The 19,152-nt window shown below is 40.2% G+C and carries 16 protein-coding genes; 6 read left to right on the top strand and 10 right to left on the bottom strand.

What is annotated here, in order from left to right:
- Position 1: 1 nt before the first annotated feature.
- Complete coding sequence (locus CSV80_RS05320) at positions 2-2,650, top strand: MMPL family transporter (protein ID WP_099669776.1); 2,649 nt, start codon at positions 2-4, stop codon at positions 2,648-2,650.
- Between the two features lie 106 nt (positions 2,651-2,756).
- Positions 2,757-3,953 carry an NAD(P)/FAD-dependent oxidoreductase gene (locus tag CSV80_RS05315; protein ID WP_099669777.1) on the top strand — a complete coding sequence of 399 codons (1,197 nt, stop codon included), beginning with the start codon at positions 2,757-2,759 and terminating at the stop codon, positions 3,951-3,953.
- A gap of 80 nt (positions 3,954-4,033) precedes the next feature.
- On the opposite strand, the gene CSV80_RS05310 is transcribed toward CSV80_RS05315, so the two are convergent.
- From CSV80_RS05310 to CSV80_RS05295, 4 genes are all read right to left on the bottom strand, one after another.
- Positions 4,034-5,359 (bottom strand): CitMHS family transporter, encoded by a 1,326-nt coding sequence (locus tag CSV80_RS05310; RefSeq protein ID WP_099669778.1) that lies wholly within the window; start codon positions 5,357-5,359, stop codon positions 4,034-4,036.
- A 187-nt stretch (positions 5,360-5,546) separates the two neighbouring features.
- Positions 5,547-6,248 (bottom strand): response regulator, encoded by a 702-nt coding sequence (locus CSV80_RS05305; protein ID WP_099669779.1) that lies wholly within the window; start codon positions 6,246-6,248, stop codon positions 5,547-5,549.
- 16 nt (positions 6,249-6,264) lie between these two features.
- Complete coding sequence (locus CSV80_RS05300; RefSeq protein ID WP_099669780.1) at positions 6,265-7,905, bottom strand: ATP-binding protein; 1,641 nt, start codon at positions 7,903-7,905, stop codon at positions 6,265-6,267.
- A 327-nt stretch (positions 7,906-8,232) separates the two neighbouring features.
- Positions 8,233-9,132 (bottom strand): diacylglycerol/lipid kinase family protein, encoded by a 900-nt coding sequence (locus CSV80_RS05295; RefSeq protein WP_099669781.1) that lies wholly within the window; start codon positions 9,130-9,132, stop codon positions 8,233-8,235.
- A 125-nt stretch (positions 9,133-9,257) separates the two neighbouring features.
- Here CSV80_RS05295 and CSV80_RS05290 point away from each other — a divergent pair, with 125 nt between their 5' ends.
- Entirely contained in the window at positions 9,258-9,815 is a 558-nt protein-coding gene (locus CSV80_RS05290; protein WP_099669782.1) for a DUF488 domain-containing protein, read from the top strand.
- Positions 9,816-9,848: 33 nt separating this feature from the next.
- Here CSV80_RS05290 and CSV80_RS05285 read toward each other — a convergent pair whose 3' ends face one another.
- Positions 9,849-10,214 carry a DUF2188 domain-containing protein gene (locus CSV80_RS05285; RefSeq protein WP_099669783.1) on the bottom strand — a complete coding sequence of 122 codons (366 nt, stop codon included), beginning with the start codon at positions 10,212-10,214 and terminating at the stop codon, positions 9,849-9,851.
- Between the two features lie 109 nt (positions 10,215-10,323).
- Here CSV80_RS05285 and CSV80_RS17985 point away from each other — a divergent pair, with 109 nt between their 5' ends.
- A complete protein-coding gene (locus CSV80_RS17985; RefSeq protein ID WP_255407637.1) occupies positions 10,324-10,446 on the top strand; it encodes a hypothetical protein in 123 nt (40 codons plus the stop codon).
- 168 nt (positions 10,447-10,614) lie between these two features.
- Here CSV80_RS17985 and mgtE read toward each other — a convergent pair whose 3' ends face one another.
- Together mgtE and CSV80_RS05275 are read right to left on the bottom strand one after the other, a co-directional pair.
- Complete coding sequence (mgtE, locus tag CSV80_RS05280; protein WP_099669784.1) at positions 10,615-11,973, bottom strand: magnesium transporter; 1,359 nt, start codon at positions 11,971-11,973, stop codon at positions 10,615-10,617.
- 134 nt (positions 11,974-12,107) lie between these two features.
- The gene (locus tag CSV80_RS05275) at positions 12,108-12,713 is read right to left on the bottom strand and encodes a general stress protein (protein ID WP_099669785.1); all 606 of its coding nucleotides are present in this window, start codon (positions 12,711-12,713) and stop codon (positions 12,108-12,110) included.
- Positions 12,714-12,986: 273 nt separating this feature from the next.
- Between CSV80_RS05275 and CSV80_RS05270 the strand changes: the two genes are divergently transcribed.
- Positions 12,987-13,568, top strand: a complete 582-nt coding sequence (locus CSV80_RS05270; RefSeq protein WP_029052617.1) for a 3D domain-containing protein — start codon at positions 12,987-12,989, stop codon at positions 13,566-13,568.
- A 130-nt stretch (positions 13,569-13,698) separates the two neighbouring features.
- Here the strand turns inward: CSV80_RS05270 and CSV80_RS05265 are convergent, their stop codons facing one another.
- The 3 genes from CSV80_RS05265 to CSV80_RS05255 form a co-directional block, all read right to left on the bottom strand.
- Positions 13,699-15,111 carry a GGDEF domain-containing protein gene (locus tag CSV80_RS05265; protein WP_099669786.1) on the bottom strand — a complete coding sequence of 471 codons (1,413 nt, stop codon included), beginning with the start codon at positions 15,109-15,111 and terminating at the stop codon, positions 13,699-13,701.
- A 246-nt stretch (positions 15,112-15,357) separates the two neighbouring features.
- Positions 15,358-15,657 (bottom strand): hypothetical protein, encoded by a 300-nt coding sequence (locus CSV80_RS05260; protein WP_029052616.1) that lies wholly within the window; start codon positions 15,655-15,657, stop codon positions 15,358-15,360.
- 92 nt (positions 15,658-15,749) lie between these two features.
- Positions 15,750-16,226, bottom strand: coding sequence for a VanZ family protein (locus CSV80_RS05255; protein WP_099669787.1), 477 nt, complete (start codon positions 16,224-16,226; stop codon positions 15,750-15,752).
- Between the two features lie 358 nt (positions 16,227-16,584).
- On the opposite strand from CSV80_RS05255, the gene CSV80_RS05250 reads away from it, so the two are divergent.
- A complete protein-coding gene (locus CSV80_RS05250) occupies positions 16,585-19,104 on the top strand; it encodes an S-layer homology domain-containing protein (protein WP_099669788.1) in 2,520 nt (839 codons plus the stop codon).
- Positions 19,105-19,152: the final 48 nt, after the last annotated feature.

The following is a 19,152-nucleotide window of genomic DNA, read 5'->3' as shown; positions in this document are numbered from 1 at the left end:
CGTGAAAACGATAGTGAAATTCAAATGGCCTATTACGATTGGTATCGTGATACTGACTGCTGTTTTATTTATACTAGCACCTGATTTGGCAAAGCAGGCGGAAAAAGCAGGTTCCTTCCAACTGCTCGACTCAGCAGATTCCCAAAAGGCTGCACAAATGCTAGAAGATGCGGGTGAAGCAGATGAAACCATTTCGCTAGTTTATGATCTCGATCAACCGGCAGATCAAGCAAAGAAACAAGAAATCTCCGCGACTGCCAAAGAGATTACGAGTGCCAGCAAGATTGTGACGGATGTTCTGGATCCGTTTGAAAGTGAAGAAATGGAAGATCAGCTCGTTTCAGAAGATCAGAAAACTGTATTGCTTCCGATCACGGTAGACGGTACAGAGGATGAAATCATTCAGTTGGCTGAAAAAATAAAAAAAGATATCGTATCTAAAGAAGACAAAGTATATATGACGGGCGAGGCAATCATTAATAATGACGTAAATGAAAGTGCGCAAGAAGGGTTGAAAAAGACAGAAATTATTACTGTTGTATTGATTTTCGCCTTATTGCTCATTGTTTTCCGCTCGATTGTGACACCATTCGTTCCGTTAGTGGCGGTAGGGATCACCTATTTATTAAGTCAGTCATTCGTAGCATTCTTCATTGACTGGTTTGGGTTCCCGGTTTCGAATTATACTCAAATATTTTTAGTAGCGATCTTATTCGGTCTTGGAACAGATTACTGTATTCTGTTATTAAGTCGGTATAAAGAAGAGTTACTAGCTGGACATGAAGTGGAAGAGGCCATTATCAATACGTATAAAACAGCAGGACGCACACTTTTCATCAGTGCACTTGCAGTATTTATCGGTTTCGCAGCAATCGGATTTGCGGACTTCCCTATATTTAAATCGGCAGTCGCTGTCGCAGTTGGGATTGCGGTATTGATGCTCGTTCTATTCACTGTCGTACCGCTGTTGATGTCTATTTTGAAAGACAAATTATTCTGGCCTGCAAAAGGCGCGGCTTCCCATAAGGACAGTAAATTATGGATTGCATTCAGTAAAGTATCCGTAATGCGTCCACTACTTTCCATGTTAATCGTAGCCATCATCACGATTCCGCTATTATTGACGTACGACAATGATTTATCATTCAATACGGTAGATGAAATTGATGGAAGTAAAGAGTCTGTAAAGGGATTACATCTTATTTCTGATGCTTTCGGTGAAGGGGATTCACTACCGGTACAAGTATTATTAAAGAAGGATTCTTCAATCGTAAAAGAAGGGGATATCACCTATTTAGAAGCGATTTCCCGAGACTTGGAGAAAGTAGAGGGAGTCAAAAGTGTTCGTACCGTTACACGACCGACTGGTGAGTTGTTAGAAGACTTGTATGTGGATCATCAAATCGGTTTGATGGCAGACGGCTTGAAGCAAGCGAATGATGGGATACAGGAAATACGTCTAGGGTTAGCGACAGTGCAGTATAATTTACGTGACGCAGCTAATCAATTGCCCTCTGGTGGAGCTGGTGGCAGTGGCGGCCTGATCCAAGCTGCAAACGGTATTGAGCAGATCAATGGTCAGCTAGCGCAGATTTCCGGTGGCCTAAAACAAGGTCTTCCTGCCGCACAAGCAGCTGGTGGTTTGGATGCGTTAGGAAATGAATTGGATACAATCAGTAAGGGAATTGCAGGAGCTGGGTCGCAGATCAACCAAAGTGGTTCGCAAATAGGCCAATTAAAAGGTGGTTTGAAACAGCTAGGTAGTGGTGTTAAAGCCTCCAAGGACGGTTTAGCTGAAGTAACGACAGGACTTCAGGAAATTGCGGATATGCTCGATGATATGGCGGATACGAAAAGTGTGCGCGACACGGGTTTATTCATTCCAAAAGGGACGCTCGATAACGAAGAGTTTACACCAGTCATTGATCGCTATACATTCGATGATGAAAAGGGAATTTTGATGGAAGTGATCTTGAAAGAAAACCCTTATTCACGTGAAGCCATTTCGACGGTACATGATATTAAAGATACGGTGAAGCGCTCGGTCATCGGTACGCCGTTTGAAGATGCGGACTTAGCGTTTAGTGGGATTTCGAGCATGAACTCGGATTTAAGTGATATTTCATCCGCTGACTTTACACGTACAGTCACGATTATGATAATAGGGTTATTCATCGTTCTCTTCGTCTTATTCCGTTCGGCAATCATGCCATTGTATATGATCGGTTCATTATTGCTGACATATTATACGGCGATCTCTATTACGGAATTGATCTTCGTCAATGGTCTTGGCTATGACGGAATCAGTTGGGCCGTTCCGTTCTTCGGATTTATTATGCTGATTGCGCTTGGCGTAGATTACTCCATCTTCTTACTCGATCGTTTCCGCGAAGAGAGTATCGGGGGTATGAAAGTCAAGGAAGCCTTAATGTATTCTATGGCGAAGATGGGTACGGTTATTATTACGGCAGCTGTCATATTGGCAGGGACATTCGGTGCGATGATGCCTTCAGGCGTCTTGAGTCTCATGCAAATCGCAACGATTGTTATTTCGGGATTACTGCTCTATGGTTTAATTATTTTGCCACTGTTAATTCCGGCCATTACGGTATCATTCGGACGCGGTGTTTGGTGGCCGTTTAGAGGATAAGAAAAAGGTGCTCAGCTACAAACTGGGCACCTTTTTTATCTATGTTTATAAGACCAAGCTTATAGGGTAAAGAAAGGAAAAACGAATAGATAGGAGATTGCTAAAGATGAAGTTACATACGGGGTCATTATATTGGGAGTCGACTTTTACAAAAGAAAGTTTTGCGAAAGTAAATCGTCGAGATGTATATGATGTCGCCATAGTAGGTGGCGGGATGTCGGGTGCATTGACTTCCTACGTATTAGCGAATGAAGGCTATTCAATCGCGTTGATTGAACAAGAAGAAGTAGGAGGGGGTAGTACCTCAGCGAATACTGGTCTATTGCAGTTCTCCAATGATATTATGCTGCATGAATTGATGGAACAAATTGGCGAAGAGAAAGCCGTGGAATTTTATCAGTCATGTAAAAGAGCGATGGAGAATTTGAAAGATGTTGCGGAACATGCACCGTTCGATGTCCAATTCCATACACGCGAAAGTTTATACTATGCTAGTACAGAAGAAGATGTCGCCAGATTACGCAAAGAGTTTGAAGTGCTACGAGAATATGGTTTTCCAGTAGAGTTTTGGGAAACTGATGATATTGAAGCACACTTCCCATTTTCACAACCTGCTGCAATCGTGACAGCAGGAGATGCAGAAGTGAACCCTTTACGTTTGTGTATGGGGGCGATTCATTATGCATATGAAAAGGGCATGGATATATTTGAACATACGGAAGTGCTTGGGATTCGAGATACAGAAGAACGCGTTCTCATAAAAACGACGAATGGAGACTTTCAGGCAAAGTCAGTCGTTGTCACTACGGGTTATGAACCAACTCTTGATACGAAAATTCCCCAAAAAGACTTGAAAGTTACATATGCAATCGCTACACAGCCAATAGACGATTTGTCATTCTGGCATGAACGTATGATGATTTGGGAAACGAAACGACCTTATTTGTATATGCGATTGACGGATGAAAATCGCATCGTGGCGGGTGGTTTGGATCAGGATATGGATACATTACCGAGCTCACAAGAAGAAATCGATAAGAAATTTAAACAATTAAAGCAAGAGTTGCAAGAGCTGTTTCCTAATCAGAAGCTCGACTTTGAATATGAGTGGACGGCATTATTCGGTGAGTCAACAGATGAATTACCAGTCATCGGACGTCATCCATTCGAGCCGAATATTTACTATCTAATTGGACTTGGCGGTAACGGAACAGTCTACAGTATGTTGGGTGCGTATTTATTGCGTGATGAATTGGCAGGGAAGTCGAATCCTAATGAACCGATAGTGGAAATAGAACGTTAAAAAAGCAACTAGAGAATGTCTCTCTAGTTGCTTTTAGCGTGTATTTACATGAATAATATGATCTTTATAGATTAGATATCTTAGAATGTAATAACACCCATAGCTATTGTAATTAGAAATAACACGATACTGAAGCCCCACATGATGAGGAATGAGTAGCGGATATGCTTGCCCATCTCCAAACCTGCAAGTCCTAAGGCCAGCCATAGCGCAGGGGAGAAGGGGCTGACGAATGTACCGATAATGTTCCCAACAATTAATGCATACGCGATGGAAATCGATGGAACACCGAAACTAGAGACGACTTGTTCTACAATCGGCAGTAATGCGAAGTAATAGGCATCCGTACTTAGCAATAGATCGAATGGAACACCAAAGAGGCCGATGATGATATGCAAATACGGTACGATGATTGCCGGTAGCACTTTCACTAAATCTGTTGCTATAGAATCTAGCATATTAGCACCGTTAAGAATACCCAGGAATGAACCTGCGGCTAGAATGATTGCCGCCATAAGTAGAGCATTCGGTGCATGCGCTTTAATACGGTCCATCTGTTCATTCACAGTGCGATAATTTAATGGAAGAGCGATACTGAATCCAACCATGAAGATAAAGCCTGCCGGTACTTTTCCCCAAACGAGCAATCCGATGACGCTTAAGGCAATAATCACGTTGATCCAGAGCATTTTTGGACGAAGAAGGAAAACGTCTTCAGATCCTACTTTATGCTCTCCCTCTTCACTTATTTCATCTAGCTCGTCCTCAAAAGATCCGCTAGCAAACTTCCTGGCGATGATTCGCTTTTCGCGTAATCCGAGAATGAAAGCAAACGCGATTAATAGTAGTAGACCGACAATTTGGATTTTGATGAGTGGACGCCACAGTTCCGTAACATCGACACCAAGCACAGCTGCAGCCCGCCCAAGAGGTCCGCCCCATGGAACCATGTTGACGATACTTGCTGAGATTCCAACAAGCAGTAGTAATAAATAAGGACTCATTTTTAATCTTTTATAGAGCGGTAATAACGCAGGGATTGTAATTAGAAACGTGGAAGCACCTGAACCGTCCAACTGTGCAATAGCTGCGATGACCACTGTCGCCATGGCAACAGCAATTACATTTCCCCGTGAGATTTTAATCATCGTATTAATTAGCGGGTTGAATACCCCTGCATCCTGCATAATACCAAAGAACAGAATAGCGAAGATGAACATAATGACAACGCTGATAACAGATTCAATTCCACTGTTGAAGAATTCCCCGATCTCCTTGAAGTTGAAGCCGGCAAAGAATGCACCGAAAATAGGAACAATGACCAGACCGACAATAGGTGTAATCCGGCCACTGATCAGTAATGCCACGATAATAAAGATAGTCAGTAATCCAATAATACTTAACATAGTGATTTCCCTCCAATGGATAAAATGGTGACAGAGTGATGTAAGCGGATACAAACGTATGTATCTGAATAGATTCTCTTAAGCTGTCCATAATGTACCATGTCGAAAAGTCGCTAAAAAGCTTGTGATCATAAGGCGAATATAGTTTTTATTATGCATTTTGTTCATTCTGTTCACGTGATAGCACTTAGAGTTTGATATACGTGCGTTCCGGTCTGCCGACATCCCCATAGTGCAATTTGGCTTTTACTTTTTCAACCAATACAAGGTATTCCAAATATCGACGCGCGGTAGACCGACTGACACCAGCTGCCTCACCAGCATCAGCAGCAGTTATTCCTTCTTTCGAACATTGTAGTAATACGTTTTCAATGCGTTCAAGTGTCAGGCGGTCTATACCTTTTGGCAATCCATCAGATGTAAGGGCAGGGGCTTGTTGTATCTCGATACCAAATAATATGCGGTCAAGATCATCTTGAGATAGTTCGCTTTTTGATGATAGTAATACTTTTCTAGAACGGTACCGTCTGAAAGTTTCCGTAAACCTCTTAGGTTCAACGGGTTTGATTAAATAATCCAACACACCTCCATGGAGTGCTTCTTCTACTGTATTTGACTCTTTAGCAGCGGTTAGCATTATAAGATCAACGCTGGGGAATTCCCTCCGCAGACACCAAAATAAATCGAGTCCCGGGCTGTCGGGTATGTAGACATCCAATAAAATCAGGTCAGGCAGCACTTCTGACTGCCGTAGAAAGGCAATGGTCTCTGAAGCCGTTCTTTGTTCCGATACAACTTCATAGCCAGCAATCTGTTCAATTAGTTGGCGGTTAATCTTTGCCACTCGAAAATCATCTTCAACTATTATTACGCGTATAGTACTAATCACCGGGAGAATCCCTCCTTCAATTATCTTTTGGCAACGAAACGACAAAGTATGTACCGCCTAATTCACTTGGTTCAATGGACAGCTGGCCATTCGCTGCTTCAATAGCGTTCTTTGTTAGAGCTAGGCCGAAACCTCTCTCGGTTCCAACTTTTGTCGAGAAACCACGGGTTAAAACTTTATCAAGTGAAGCATCATTGATACCCGGACCTGCGTCATCGATTTCAAACAGCAGATCTTGTCCGATATCAGTAAATGAAATCGATATTTCTCGGGAAATGGCGCGTTCGTCATGTACAGCATCAAATGCGTTATCAAGTAGATTTCCGATAGCCGTCAACAAAGCTTGGCGGTTCACGGCGGACACTGGAGAATGGAATTGGCTGTCTGGTTGGATTGATACATTGATTTGCAATTCGCTCGCTTGACTAAGTTTACCTACAAGCAGACCACTAATATATGGATCATTTATATTATCAAGTAGTGTGTTTGTCCAGTGTTGCTGAATGCTAGTTTCTTGTCGGATAAAATCAAGCACTTCATCTTTTTTGTTTAGCTGCGTCAGTCCCATGATCGTATACAATTTATTAGCGAATTCATGTGTCTGTGATCGCAAGGCATTAGCATATTGTTGGATGTGCGTCAGTTTTTTCGTTAAATTCTCGATCTCTGTTTTATTCCTGAAAGTGGCGACTGCACCGAGCAATTCCTGTTCGTAGAAGATCGGCACACTGTTTACATACACGATGTGGTTGCTAAAAACTCTTTCCTGATCAAAGACGGATTCACCATGCTCCAGCACATAAGGCAGATCGGAATTTGGAAAGCTTTCTTGTATAGGTTTACCTATCCAGTCGTCAGCGCGCTGTTCGTCGCCTGTCAAAAGCTTTAACGCAGCGGAGTTGACCATCGTAATTCGGCCATCCTTATTTATAGCAATAATGCCTTCATGAATTGAATACAAAATAGTTTCTTTTTGAAAGAGTAAATGCGAAATCTCTTCCGGCTCTAATCCAAATAACACGTTCTTTATATAGTTCGCAATCAGCACGGCTCCAATGATCGCGGCTGTGCAAACGCCTAGAAGAACAAGCCAGATTTCCTGGCTATACCCCCAAATGATTGATTCAATGGAATCTACTAAGAATCCTACCGAGACAACGCCCACAATTTCGCCATTTAAATAGACTGGAGTTTTTGCACGGAGTGAGTTACCTAAAGATCCGGTTGATCTGGAAGTATAGGATTCTCCGTATTGTAAGGCACGTTCATTATCTTCACCGATCATTTTTTCGCCAATCCGTTCGGGAGTCGGGTGGGCATAACGGATTTCCTGTTGGTTACCAACAACGATAAACTCTGCGTCTGTCTGAGCTTGAATTTTCTGCACGATCGGCTGGATGATAGCGGAAGGATTATTCGACTCAAAAGCCTGAGAAATCTCGGGTATCACTGCCACACTCTTTGCAACACTGAGCGCCCTTTCACCAATTTGAGTTTCTAACGTATCCGTGACAAAGAAACTCATGAATCCACCGATTATCAGAATGATCGTGATAGATAGCGCACCTATCAAGCTAATCATTTTCAGGTGAAGATTGAAAAAGGGTTTGTTTTTTGTTCGATAAATGGATAAATCTTCTTTTCGGATGCGGATCATGTCGAACCCCCGGTAAACATGTTAGTAGATATAGAATACCATGCTATGTGAAATATTAAATGGTATTGTTCATTAAAAAAGTAGAAGGGAGTAATAATAGTTGGAGGTACATACAGTTAGCCGTTCTACGCGCAGAAAAGGAGAGTCATCTTAATTAGTAGACGACGCTAAAAGAATTTCTTGAGCATAGAATTGGCTAGTAGTATGGAGGGAAACTCGGTGGGAAGTGAATCGGCTTCACTATACCATGCAGGATCTTACAATTTTGCAACAGAATGTGAAGGTCACACATGCGATTGCAATATAGTCAATTGAAAATCTGTCTGTTTAGCTTGTATTTACATGAATCATTCGTAAATGACCAGGTAACACAGTAATTTTCTGTGCTGTTTCTTCATAGATTTCTCCGTCCATATCTACTTTATTGCTAATGGGTTGCATGATTTCAAGAGACGTGACTTGAATATATTCGAGTTGCATTAATTGATCATTTTTTACAGTAGGATCTTGTAAAGCAAATAATTCGCGAAAAGCAGCTAAGTTGGAATCGCGCACAATTAAAACATCTAATTTGCCATCAATAGGGGATAAGGAAGCGATAGGAAGCTCGGTTGTACCAATGAATCTTCCATTCAGAACGAAAAGTAAAATAGCCTCTCCTTCTAATTCCGTATCTGCAGATTGGAGTTTATATCGAAATGGTTTGGTCTGATTCAATGTACGTAATGTACTAAGCATATAACTAATAGAACCAAAACGTTTCTTTTCATCTGATTTTATATTTTCCGATGTGTCGGTGACTAATCCGGTTCCCCAAAAATTCATGAAGTAATGCTCACCGACCTTTCCGATATCGGTTTTTATGATGGATCCGTTGAGTATAGAGGTAGCTGCATCTTGCAATGGTTGGGGAACCCCTAACGATCGACTAAAGTCGTTTGATGTGCCACCAGGCAAGATTGCGATGATAGGACGTGTAGCAAGAGGAGCGATACTATTTATACATGTGTGTACCGTACCGTCACCACCGAGTATGATGAGCAGATCGACTTGGTCGCTATATGTAACGCAAGCTTGCTGGAGTTGTTTCTCGGAAGAAGTGTTCAACACAATGAGTTCATCTACAGCTTGTGCAAACACATGAAGCGTCTGGGAAAGTTTTAGCTGTGTATCTTCTTCTCCAGCTGCCTGATTATAAACAAAGAGAGCACGGTTGAAATGAAGCATAATCTCCACTCCTTTTTTCCTTTATTATTCCCGATTTCACGATGTAGAAACCATGTGTTGAACTCAAGCAACTGGTTAATTATATGAATCTCGGGGAATGGTAACTAGTAGAGGGGTGAGTAGATATGGATATTTACACAGTTGGACATTCCACGCATACAAAGGAAGAGTTTTTAAAGTTATTGGATGATGCAGGAATCGAGAAATTAGTCGATGTACGAGCATTTCCGGGGAGTCGCAAATTTCCGCATTTCCATGAGGATCGAATGAAAGAATGGCTACCGGCACACGATATCGACTATGCGCATTGTAGTAAGTTGGGTGGCCGTAGAAGGAAATCCAAAACGATTGATCATGAAATAAACGATGGATGGAACAATCAATCGTTCCATAACTATGCCGACTATACGTTGACAGAGGAATTTCAAGAAGGAGTCGACAACCTAATGAAAGAAGCTGCAGAACAACGAATTGCCATCTGCTGTTCCGAAAGGCATCCGGCAAGATGCCATCGCTTGTTGATTAGTAATTGGCTCGCTACACATGGTTGGAATGTGAAACACATTATAGATGGACCGAAAGAACAAACGTTGATAGAAAATCATGTAGTGGGGAAGTGGGGGGCAGAACCTATAGTGACAAAAGATGATGAAGTGACATATCCCCCTGAAGAAGATAAATAACAGGAAAGCCCTATGAAGCAAAGGGCTTTCCTGTTATTCGTACAATGTTTTATCATGCGATCCATCTGCATGATAAACAGATAATATACCTTCGTGTTCCGTAACGTACTTTTTCGCCTTATCAAGTAGAGCTGATTTGGTGTCTTCTTTAAACATGACATGATCGCTACCGGACTTTCGGAAGATCCATTCATCTTCACGAGGTTTTACTTCGTAATGTGACCGACCTTCACTTTTACCTTCTACATATTCATGGGCTTGCGCCGTAGCTATGGATATGGCGCGATCTTCTTCATAATTCTCACGCAACAAAGCATTGGCAATTTCAATCGCCTTATCACGTACTTTAGGATTCAGATTCTTTAATGAAGCAGGATAATCCTGTTTGCTCCATGGCATCTGACATCACCTCCTGTTTGACAAGTTCCCCAAAATTCATGCGATCAAACGTATTCTTAACCGCAACAAAAAGCTCCGCGGTCAACCCATGGCCGCGGAGCTCTTCATTATGTACTCGCTCTTCGACGAAGCGGTACAGATTATTCGACTTTACTTCTTCGCTATCACAAACCCAGCTGCACCAAACTTCAACCCAAATCCGTTTATGCAATTGCTGTTACTAGTAGTATAACCTATACAAAACGCAATAAACGTAAATCATCAAACTGTGAAGAATGTCATGTTTCTGTAGTGTTTGGCATCAAACTGAGATATATTACAACAACCTTACACTAACCTTTCATTACTATATATTATGCTGAATGTTCTGTTTATATGCAAGAGAAATCAGAATATTCAATTACATTAATTTCGAGATGAACATTGTAGCAATTCCGAAATAAATCAGTAACGATAGAATGTCATTGACCGTCGTAATTAAAGGACCAGAAGCTACAGCTGGATCTACTTTAAATTTATTGAGGATCAAAGGAATAGTCGTTCCTGCAATCGTTCCGATAATCAGTGTAGCAACTAAAGAGGAACCTACCACTAATCCTAGTGTGAAACTTCCTTGCCATACATAGGCGATTACAGAGATCACGGCACCACACACGACACCTAATATAATTCCAACAATTAATTCGCGAAGAACTAGTTGCAGTGACATTTTCATATTCAAGTCCTCAGATACCAGACCACGCACCACGACAGCCAAAGATTGGGTGCCTGTATTACCGGTCATACCGGCAATCATCGGCATGAAAAAGGCGAGAGCGACAACAGCTTCCAACGTTTCTTCAAACTTGGAAATGATACTACCGGAAACGAGGCCGATAAATAACAATAGAATGAGCCAAGGGAGTCTACGGTAGGCCGCTACTAGAGGTTTTGTTTTGAAGTCAATAGATTTACCAGAAGCGAAAAGCATTTCGATATCCTTGTTTGCTTCTCTAACGACTAAATCGAGTACTTCGTCAGTCCGTATGATTCCCACTAATATATTCTCTTTATTGACAACAGGTAGGGATACGAAATCAAATCTTCCAATCATTTTGGCTACCTCGCCTTGTTCAGTCGTATCATATACTTTGGCGAGACCGGTCTCCATAACTTCCGTTACTATACAATCGTCCTTAGCGAGCAATAAATCACGGTAAGAAAGCACACCTACTAATTGTTTTTCATCATTAATGATATATACGTAATTTAAGTAATGAGCAAATGATTCATAATGCTTGAGCTTTTCAATCGTTTTTTCAACAGTATATGACTGATGAACCCAAACATAACGTGTCGTCATAATCCGTCCAGCTGAATCTTTTGGATACTTTCGGCGCTGTAAAATATTCTTTTTTTGTTCTTGGCGCAATTCAGCTATGAGTTTTTCCACCTGTTTATCTGACAGCTCGGACAAAAGGTGAGATAAGTCATCACTTTTCATTTCTTCCAGCAGTTCTGTGGAACGAATTGGCCCTACTAAATCCAGTACGCGTAACTGTTCATTTTTCGGTAAAAAGCCTAGCATCTTCACCAGATGGTCTTTATCCAGTACTTCTAAAAATGTTGTATGTCGTTTTCGGGGTAATCGCTCATACTGAGCAGCTACTTCTCTAGGTTTTAGTTCTCTAATTACTTTTCTTACGGATTCCAGATTACCATCTTTAATCAATTGTATAATCGCGCGTGAAACATCATCTTGGTCACGAGTCACCGGCATGTAACGCACCTCTCTTATGTGTAAATAGTTATGCTCAATCATTCTTTCCCTTCTGTGGAAGAAAAGAAACCAAGTGAAGCAATATATAGTAACTTTAGTCAATAAAAAAAGCCTCCGAAGAGACTTAATTCAATTTATTTGTGAGTGTCTTTGTCAGCAGGTTTTGGATCAGTTAATGGATCGTAGCTATGATTTTTAGCTAGTGGATTTGGATCAATCAACGGACTTGATTCGAAACCTTTACCAGTAGGTTGATTAATTGAGCCTGTCGTATAGGAAGCATGTGTATGTGTTACTGGATTATATAGGTCTGAGTCGATTAATACTAAAATTCTACCGTGTTCGAAATGATCATGGTAGCGATGGACTTCCTCTTTGGGGATTCCCATTCCGATCAACGCACCCGCAAGGCCACCGACACCCGCACCGGCTGCAGCTCCTGTAATGCCGGCTACTATTGGGCCAGCTGCTATAATAGGACCTATCCCTGGAATAGTCAAAGCACCGATGCCTGTAAGAATCCCTCCAAAACCACCGATTAAACCAGCAGTTGTAGCTCCTGTCGCGGCACCTTCAGTAGCAAGTGTGCCTGTTTGTTCGACTACGTGATCTGCTTCTTCACGATCTTTACTAATGATTGAAATTTCATCTGCGGTAAATCCGAGATGCTTTAAATTTTCAATAGCGGCAATGGCTTCTCTATCTGTGTCATAGGTTCCAACTACATGTCTTTTCTTCATAAAATAGCCCCTCCTTCAAATTTGCTAGAGTATAATTTTACATTACTTATAAAACTACCCCTTACTATCCAAATAAAACCCGGCAATGTTTAGTCATATCGAAATGTAATGTTTGATACAGGATTTAATACCTAAGTTTTCATATAATTCGAAATGAAAACAAGCTATTTGTAACATAAATGTACGTGTTGTCATTGCATTGTTTCATGTTTGTAATCTAATTGTAATATAGACTTGGTAAGATAAGGCTATCAAATTGTTAGGGGTGGCATATTGAAGAAGTTATTATTTGCATTGACAGTAGCCATGTTAATCACAGTATTCACAAGCGGGATGAACGAAACATCGGCCGCATCATCAGTTCACACAGTTAAAAAAGGTGACACACTATATAAAATCTCTCTACAAAACAATGTATCTGTCTCTAATATTCAAAAATGGAATAACTTAAAATCCACAGTGATTTATCCAAATCAAAAATTGCGTTTAGTGAAGTCTTCTAAAGTGGCTGCTAGCGCTCCGAAGAAACAAAGCACACCATCTCGTTCAAATGGAGATAATGTATCGAAAGAACTTATGGTAAGTGCAACAGCGTATACAGCACATTGCAATGGTTGCTCAGGTATTACAAGAACAGGATTGAACTTACGTAAAAATCCCAACTTGAAAGTAATTGCTGTAGATCCACGTGTTATCGAATTAGGAACAAAAGTTCACGTTGAAGGGTACGGATATGCCATCGCTGGAGATACTGGCGGAGCAATCAAAGGTAATAAAATCGACGTATTCATTCCAAGTAAATCACGTGCCTACCAATGGGGACGTAAAAACGTAAAAGTAAAAGTCCTTAATTAATATATTGAAAGCTCACACCGCATAGTGGCGGTGTGAGCTTTTTTTATTGCATACATAGGTATGATTAACTGTGCTCTAGTATGGATAACAAAAAAACATGAACCCTATTTTACAGGTATCCATGTTTGGGTTATATGAAAGAAATGACTTGGTTCTTGCCGTTCTCTTTTGCTTTGTAAAGAGCGAGATCCGCTAAATGAAATAATTCATTGAAGTTTTGTATATTACGCCTCGTATTGTCACTGAGTCCTATACTGATCGTTATTGGAATAGGTAAAACATCTGAAGTAGATGACAAGGACTCAATTTTTCCAGCGAGTAAAGTAGCTTTTCTTTTTGCGTCTGCCATAGAAATGCCTTGCATCACTAAAACAAATTCATCTCCACCGAAACGAGCTAACACATCTTCTTTCCTTATTTCATGGATAGAAGTGTGCGCAACAAATTTAATGGCTTCATCTCCGACTAGATGACCATATGTGTCATTAATTGCTTTTAAATTATCGATATCAAAAACAATACAAACAACGGATTTTTTAGGCATTGTGGCTTCATCCAACCATAAATTAGTCATTTCTTCTAAATACTTTCGATTGTATATACCTGTCAAATAATCCGTGTTTTCGCTCGTTGTGCTGGAAGAACTTTGTAACCGTATTTGCAATTCGAGTGCTGCCTTTACTAGTCGGCTGTCTTCGATTTCATGCAATAAATCAATATATTCCTTCTGAATGATTGCTAATTCATCAAAACTACAAAGGTTTTCTGCCAACACAATTCGTTTTTGCTGGATGTCTTTCAGTATAGAGTAATCTCTCAATTTCTCCTCACGTTGTTTTGCTTTCGTGTAAAAGTGGAAAGCCTTTTCGGGCTCACCTATTAAATCATAGAATCTACCTTTTAAGATTTCTAGAAATGCCATTTCACGCGGGTGATCGTTCATAGTAGGTAACTGGCGCAAAAAATCAAGGCTAGTCTGAGCAAGATGGGAATTTTGTAGGTTAATAGCGGATTCAATTACGTGTAGATGTGCTCGAATCAATAAAATTTCTCTGTCTACATCTTTCATCTTTGCAAAAGAAACGGCTAATTGTGCAAATTCTAAAGCTTTATCATATTGCTCTTTTTTATTGTGAATAAGGCTTAGTTTATTGTACGCCATGCTGATATAAGAATAATCTTCACTCTCAATCGCAATGGAGAGCATGTCTTCCAATAACTTTTGTCCTCTGTCATAGTCTAATGCGAAAGAGCTGACGAAGTATTGCAAATAATACGAACGCATATAATCGGACTTCTTGCCATACAAAATACATTGTGTATGATGCTCTTCTATATGAAAGAGAACTTTTTCAAAATCACCTGTGTAATAATGGGAGATCGCACAAATGTAATGCGCGGTTAAAACAGCTTCATTATTTGAAAATAAAAGACCTTTATTTAATAAATCCTCTGCCCATTTAATGACTAAGTCATAGCGACCTTCGTTTCTTGCTTCACTAATTTTGCTATAAATAGCCGTTATCTCATTTTCCTTTGCCATTGCTGTTCTCCTCCGATATAGGAAGTTTTAGTATTTTTTATAGTTCTAATGTATGCGTTATATTGTGTTAAATGTAATGCTATCATATCACGTCATAAATAAATGAACACATTTAAAAATACTCATTTTACGAATATTCCATTGAATACATTGTAGACTATAGTTGTATATACCCTGTAAACAAAAAGTATAAACGTCCTACTTCAAAATATGAAGTAGGACGTAGAATTATACCTTATATATAACTTATTTTGATTGTATTTGTTTGTATAATGAAATGAATTGTTCAGGTTCTTCCTCGATTTCAAATGTAAAAACACCTTCATTTGTATGAAGATAAAATAATCCTGTGTGACCAGAGAAAGGGCGATAGGATACATCAAAAACATGCTTCAGAGGGAAACTGCGCTCCGACGTTGTAATGCGATCTTGGAATAAGCACATTGTGTGGTAAGACTTTTGGTGCGTTTGTTCTATGCGATCCACGACTCGGTGGATGGAAATATAGCTAAGTGAAAGGATTAGCTGATCACTCGAGTTATTCATTAGACGACCTCCCATTTCGTCATTATCATAACACAGAGTACTATGCTCGTAAAAACGTTAGGAATACTATAGACCTAAACGATACTATGGAACTAATTTTTACGTAAGTGACTGGCTAAACGAACTAACGCTAGCAGTAAAAGAAAAGTTACAGCACCTGCTGTATCTAAATACACATCTTGCATCGTCGCGGTGCGGCCTCCTGTAAAGTACTGATGTAATTCATCAGCACATGCTAAAACGAAGGTGAATAGAGCGGCCAACAATAAACGGCCCTTTCCTTTAGGCAAGAGCCAATAAATGACTAAAGCTAAAAATCCAAATGTAAAGAAATGTGCAGCTTTTCGAATCAAGAATTCCACAAAGTGATAATATCCCCGTTCTTCAATAGAGATAGTTCTATCCCAATAGGAGAATTCCCACGTGGATAAAGCAGTTTTGCCAGGTTCGCTGGGTAGCCATTGGTGTAATGTGGAAACAAGCGATTGCTGTTCGTATGTCTGACTGGATGAGATCGACAGTCCGACTAAAATGCTGAGTAGTAAGAGAAGAGCCAGTAATTTTTTCATAATGGGATTGTATCATGAAAAGTAACATAGGATGTAGGCGAGCTATATTTTAATTTGTTATTGCGCAGTTACAAGGTTGTAACCTGAATGTAATATGCAAGGTGTACACTCTCGTAGTGCTGGTAGTTCCACAATATGTGCAATGCATCCTTCATTTTCCATTACCAACGGAGGAAATGTATGTTATTATTTTAGTTGAGCGCCTAGTAATCATTCTTACCTTTCCTATACTTTATTCATTTAATAGTCTTAAGGATTATTTAATGTGAAAGAGGGTATAAGAGTAAAAGAGTGGTTTTTATGCTGCTCTGCAACCAACCAGCAATTACGTAAACAAACTAGAGGAGGAAATTATTTAATGACATCACAATCAAAGAAGAAGTACAGTAAGTATCTAACAGGTGTAGCATCAGCGGCATTAGTAGCATCAGCAGTGGCACCAGTTGTCAGTGCAGCAGACTTCAATGACGTTGTAGACAATAACTCACACAAGGAAGCAATTGATGCACTAGCAGCAACAGGTGTAATCAGTGGTTATCCGGATGGTTCATTCAAGCCTAATAAGACTTTAACTCGTTCCGACGTAGTGAAGTTAATGGGAAAATGGCTTGTATCAAAAGGTTATTCAATTCCGACAGACTATAAAACAAATCCACGCTTCACAGATTTAACATCCAATTCGAATGACGAATTGTTGCAATCAGCGGCAATCGTAAAGGATAACGATGTATTTAGAGGATATGAAGATGGATCATTAGGCGCGGCTGGATCTATTACCCGTGAAAATATGGCGGTTGTATTGGTTCGTGCGTTCGATTCAGTGAATAAAACGAGCTTATTAACATATGTGCAAGAACAAGAATTTGATAAAGACGTAGTAGATTTGAATAAGGCGAAAGCTGAAGCACGTACTGCAATCGATGTATTAGACTACTTCGACATTACAAACCCAGCTGCACCAAACTTCAGACCAAAAGAAACTACAACACGCGCACAATTCGCTTCATTCCTTTACAAAACGATTCAAGTTGAAGTACCTGGAGAAGAACCGGAAGCTCCAGAAGTATCTGAAATCACTTCTGTTACAGCAACTGGCGAAAAGCAACTTGAGCTAACAGGTAAGAGTTTACACGTGTTGAAAGCAGAGCAGTTGAAAATTGAAGGAAATGAACTGGCTTCATTCAAAGCAAACGAAGACGGTACAAAAGCGACAATCGAATTAAAAAACGAACTAACGTCGGGTAAAGAAATGACTCTTCACTTGACGACAAAAGCAGAAGCTGAAGGCGAAGAAGATGTAGTGACTTCTTACAAGTTCACGTACGAGTTGACAGTAGAGAAAGTTACAGCTACTACTACTCAAGTGAATGCTGGTACAGCTGGCCAGAAGTTGGCGTTCAACGTTGACGGCAAACCTGCTGATATGAAGAAATTGACGGATGCTGGTTACAAGGTGGCGTTCCAGTCTACTAATACTGATGTGTTCTCTGATCAGACAACTGGTACGTTGAAGGATCTTGCTACTACCGACAAATTCTCATATAAAGTTGTCGTGACAGATAAAGATGGAAAAACTGTTGAATCAGAATTAGTAGATGTTAAAGTAGTAGACTTCGCTAATACAGTTTCTGAGATTAGTAAAGTTTCAGTTAAGCAAGGTGGAGTAACGGTAGAGAGTGGAAAGATTTCACTTGAAGACGGAGCAGTAGATGTAAAAGTCGAAGAAACTATTACTCTTAGCGGAGCAACAAAAACTGATTCGACTGCAACATTCACTTCTTCTAATCCAAGCGTAGCAACAGTCACTTCTGCTGGAAAAGTAACGCCAATCAGTACTGGAGAAGTTACGATTGTAGCAAAAGTTGGCGATGTTACGAAGGACATAAAGCTTACAGTAGGTGCTGGTAAGCGTGTTGCAAGCAGTGCTACATTATCGTCAACAGACACAAAATTAATAAAAGGTACAACTCAAGGCACTAATGTAGTAGTTAAAGACCAGTATGGTGACTTATATGCTGGCGATGTAACTGTCGAGTCAAAAGACGCTGAGATTGCTACTGTTGAATCAGCTACTTTAAAAGTTACAGAAGGTAAGGCTACTGTGAATGTAAAAGGGGTCAAAGCTGGGACAACAACTGTCCAAGTTAAATCTGGAGATACAGTTCTAGGTAATATAGCAGTTGCTGTATCGGATGATGAAACAGTAGCTACTAAAAAGCTAGAAACAGTATCTGCTTCAGACGATTTGACAATTGATGCTATTAATGGTTCACTAGACGGCTCTGTAACATTAGCTTGGAAACAGTACAATAGCCAAGGATTTTATGTAGGCGACGACAAAATTGGAGCTGGATACGAAGTAACTTCGTCTAATCCAAGTGTTGCAACAGTTACAAAAGATGCTGAAACAGGGGAACTGACTGTTGAAGCTAAAGAAGCAGGAACTACGAATATCTTGATTAAACAAGGCGATATTACAAGAGCAACTGCTACAATTACTGTAGTAAACACAACACCATCCATTTCTTCAGTGGAAATCAAAAACTTAGAAACTATTATCAAGGCTGGAAACTTAAATGAAGCAGTAGTATTGCCCGAGGGTATTAAATTAACATCTACTGAATTCACTCCAAAGATTGCTGATAACGGCGATATTTATATTGGAGAAGGAGAAAATGGAACTGTTCTTGGTACGGTTGCAACAAGTTATTCTGGAAATACAGCAGATATCACTGATTTAAAAATAAGTGGTGGTACTCTTACTGGTGAAGTTCAGTCAGGTGCAAAAGGTACAATCGTAGTAAGCGTGACAAAAGCTGGACAATCTAGCGCGATTGCAACTAAGCAAATCGAAGTAAACGTTCCTGCGAGCAACTAATATAATATCAGTTACACAATAGCAAACTAATAATACTCTGCCCTGTTC

Origin of the sequence: Sporosarcina sp. P12(2017) (genome assembly GCF_002743035.1) — a bacterium.
Lineage (GTDB): Bacteria > Bacillota > Bacilli > Bacillales_A > Planococcaceae > Sporosarcina > Sporosarcina ureae.
This window is presented reverse-complemented; position numbering and strand designations above follow the sequence as displayed.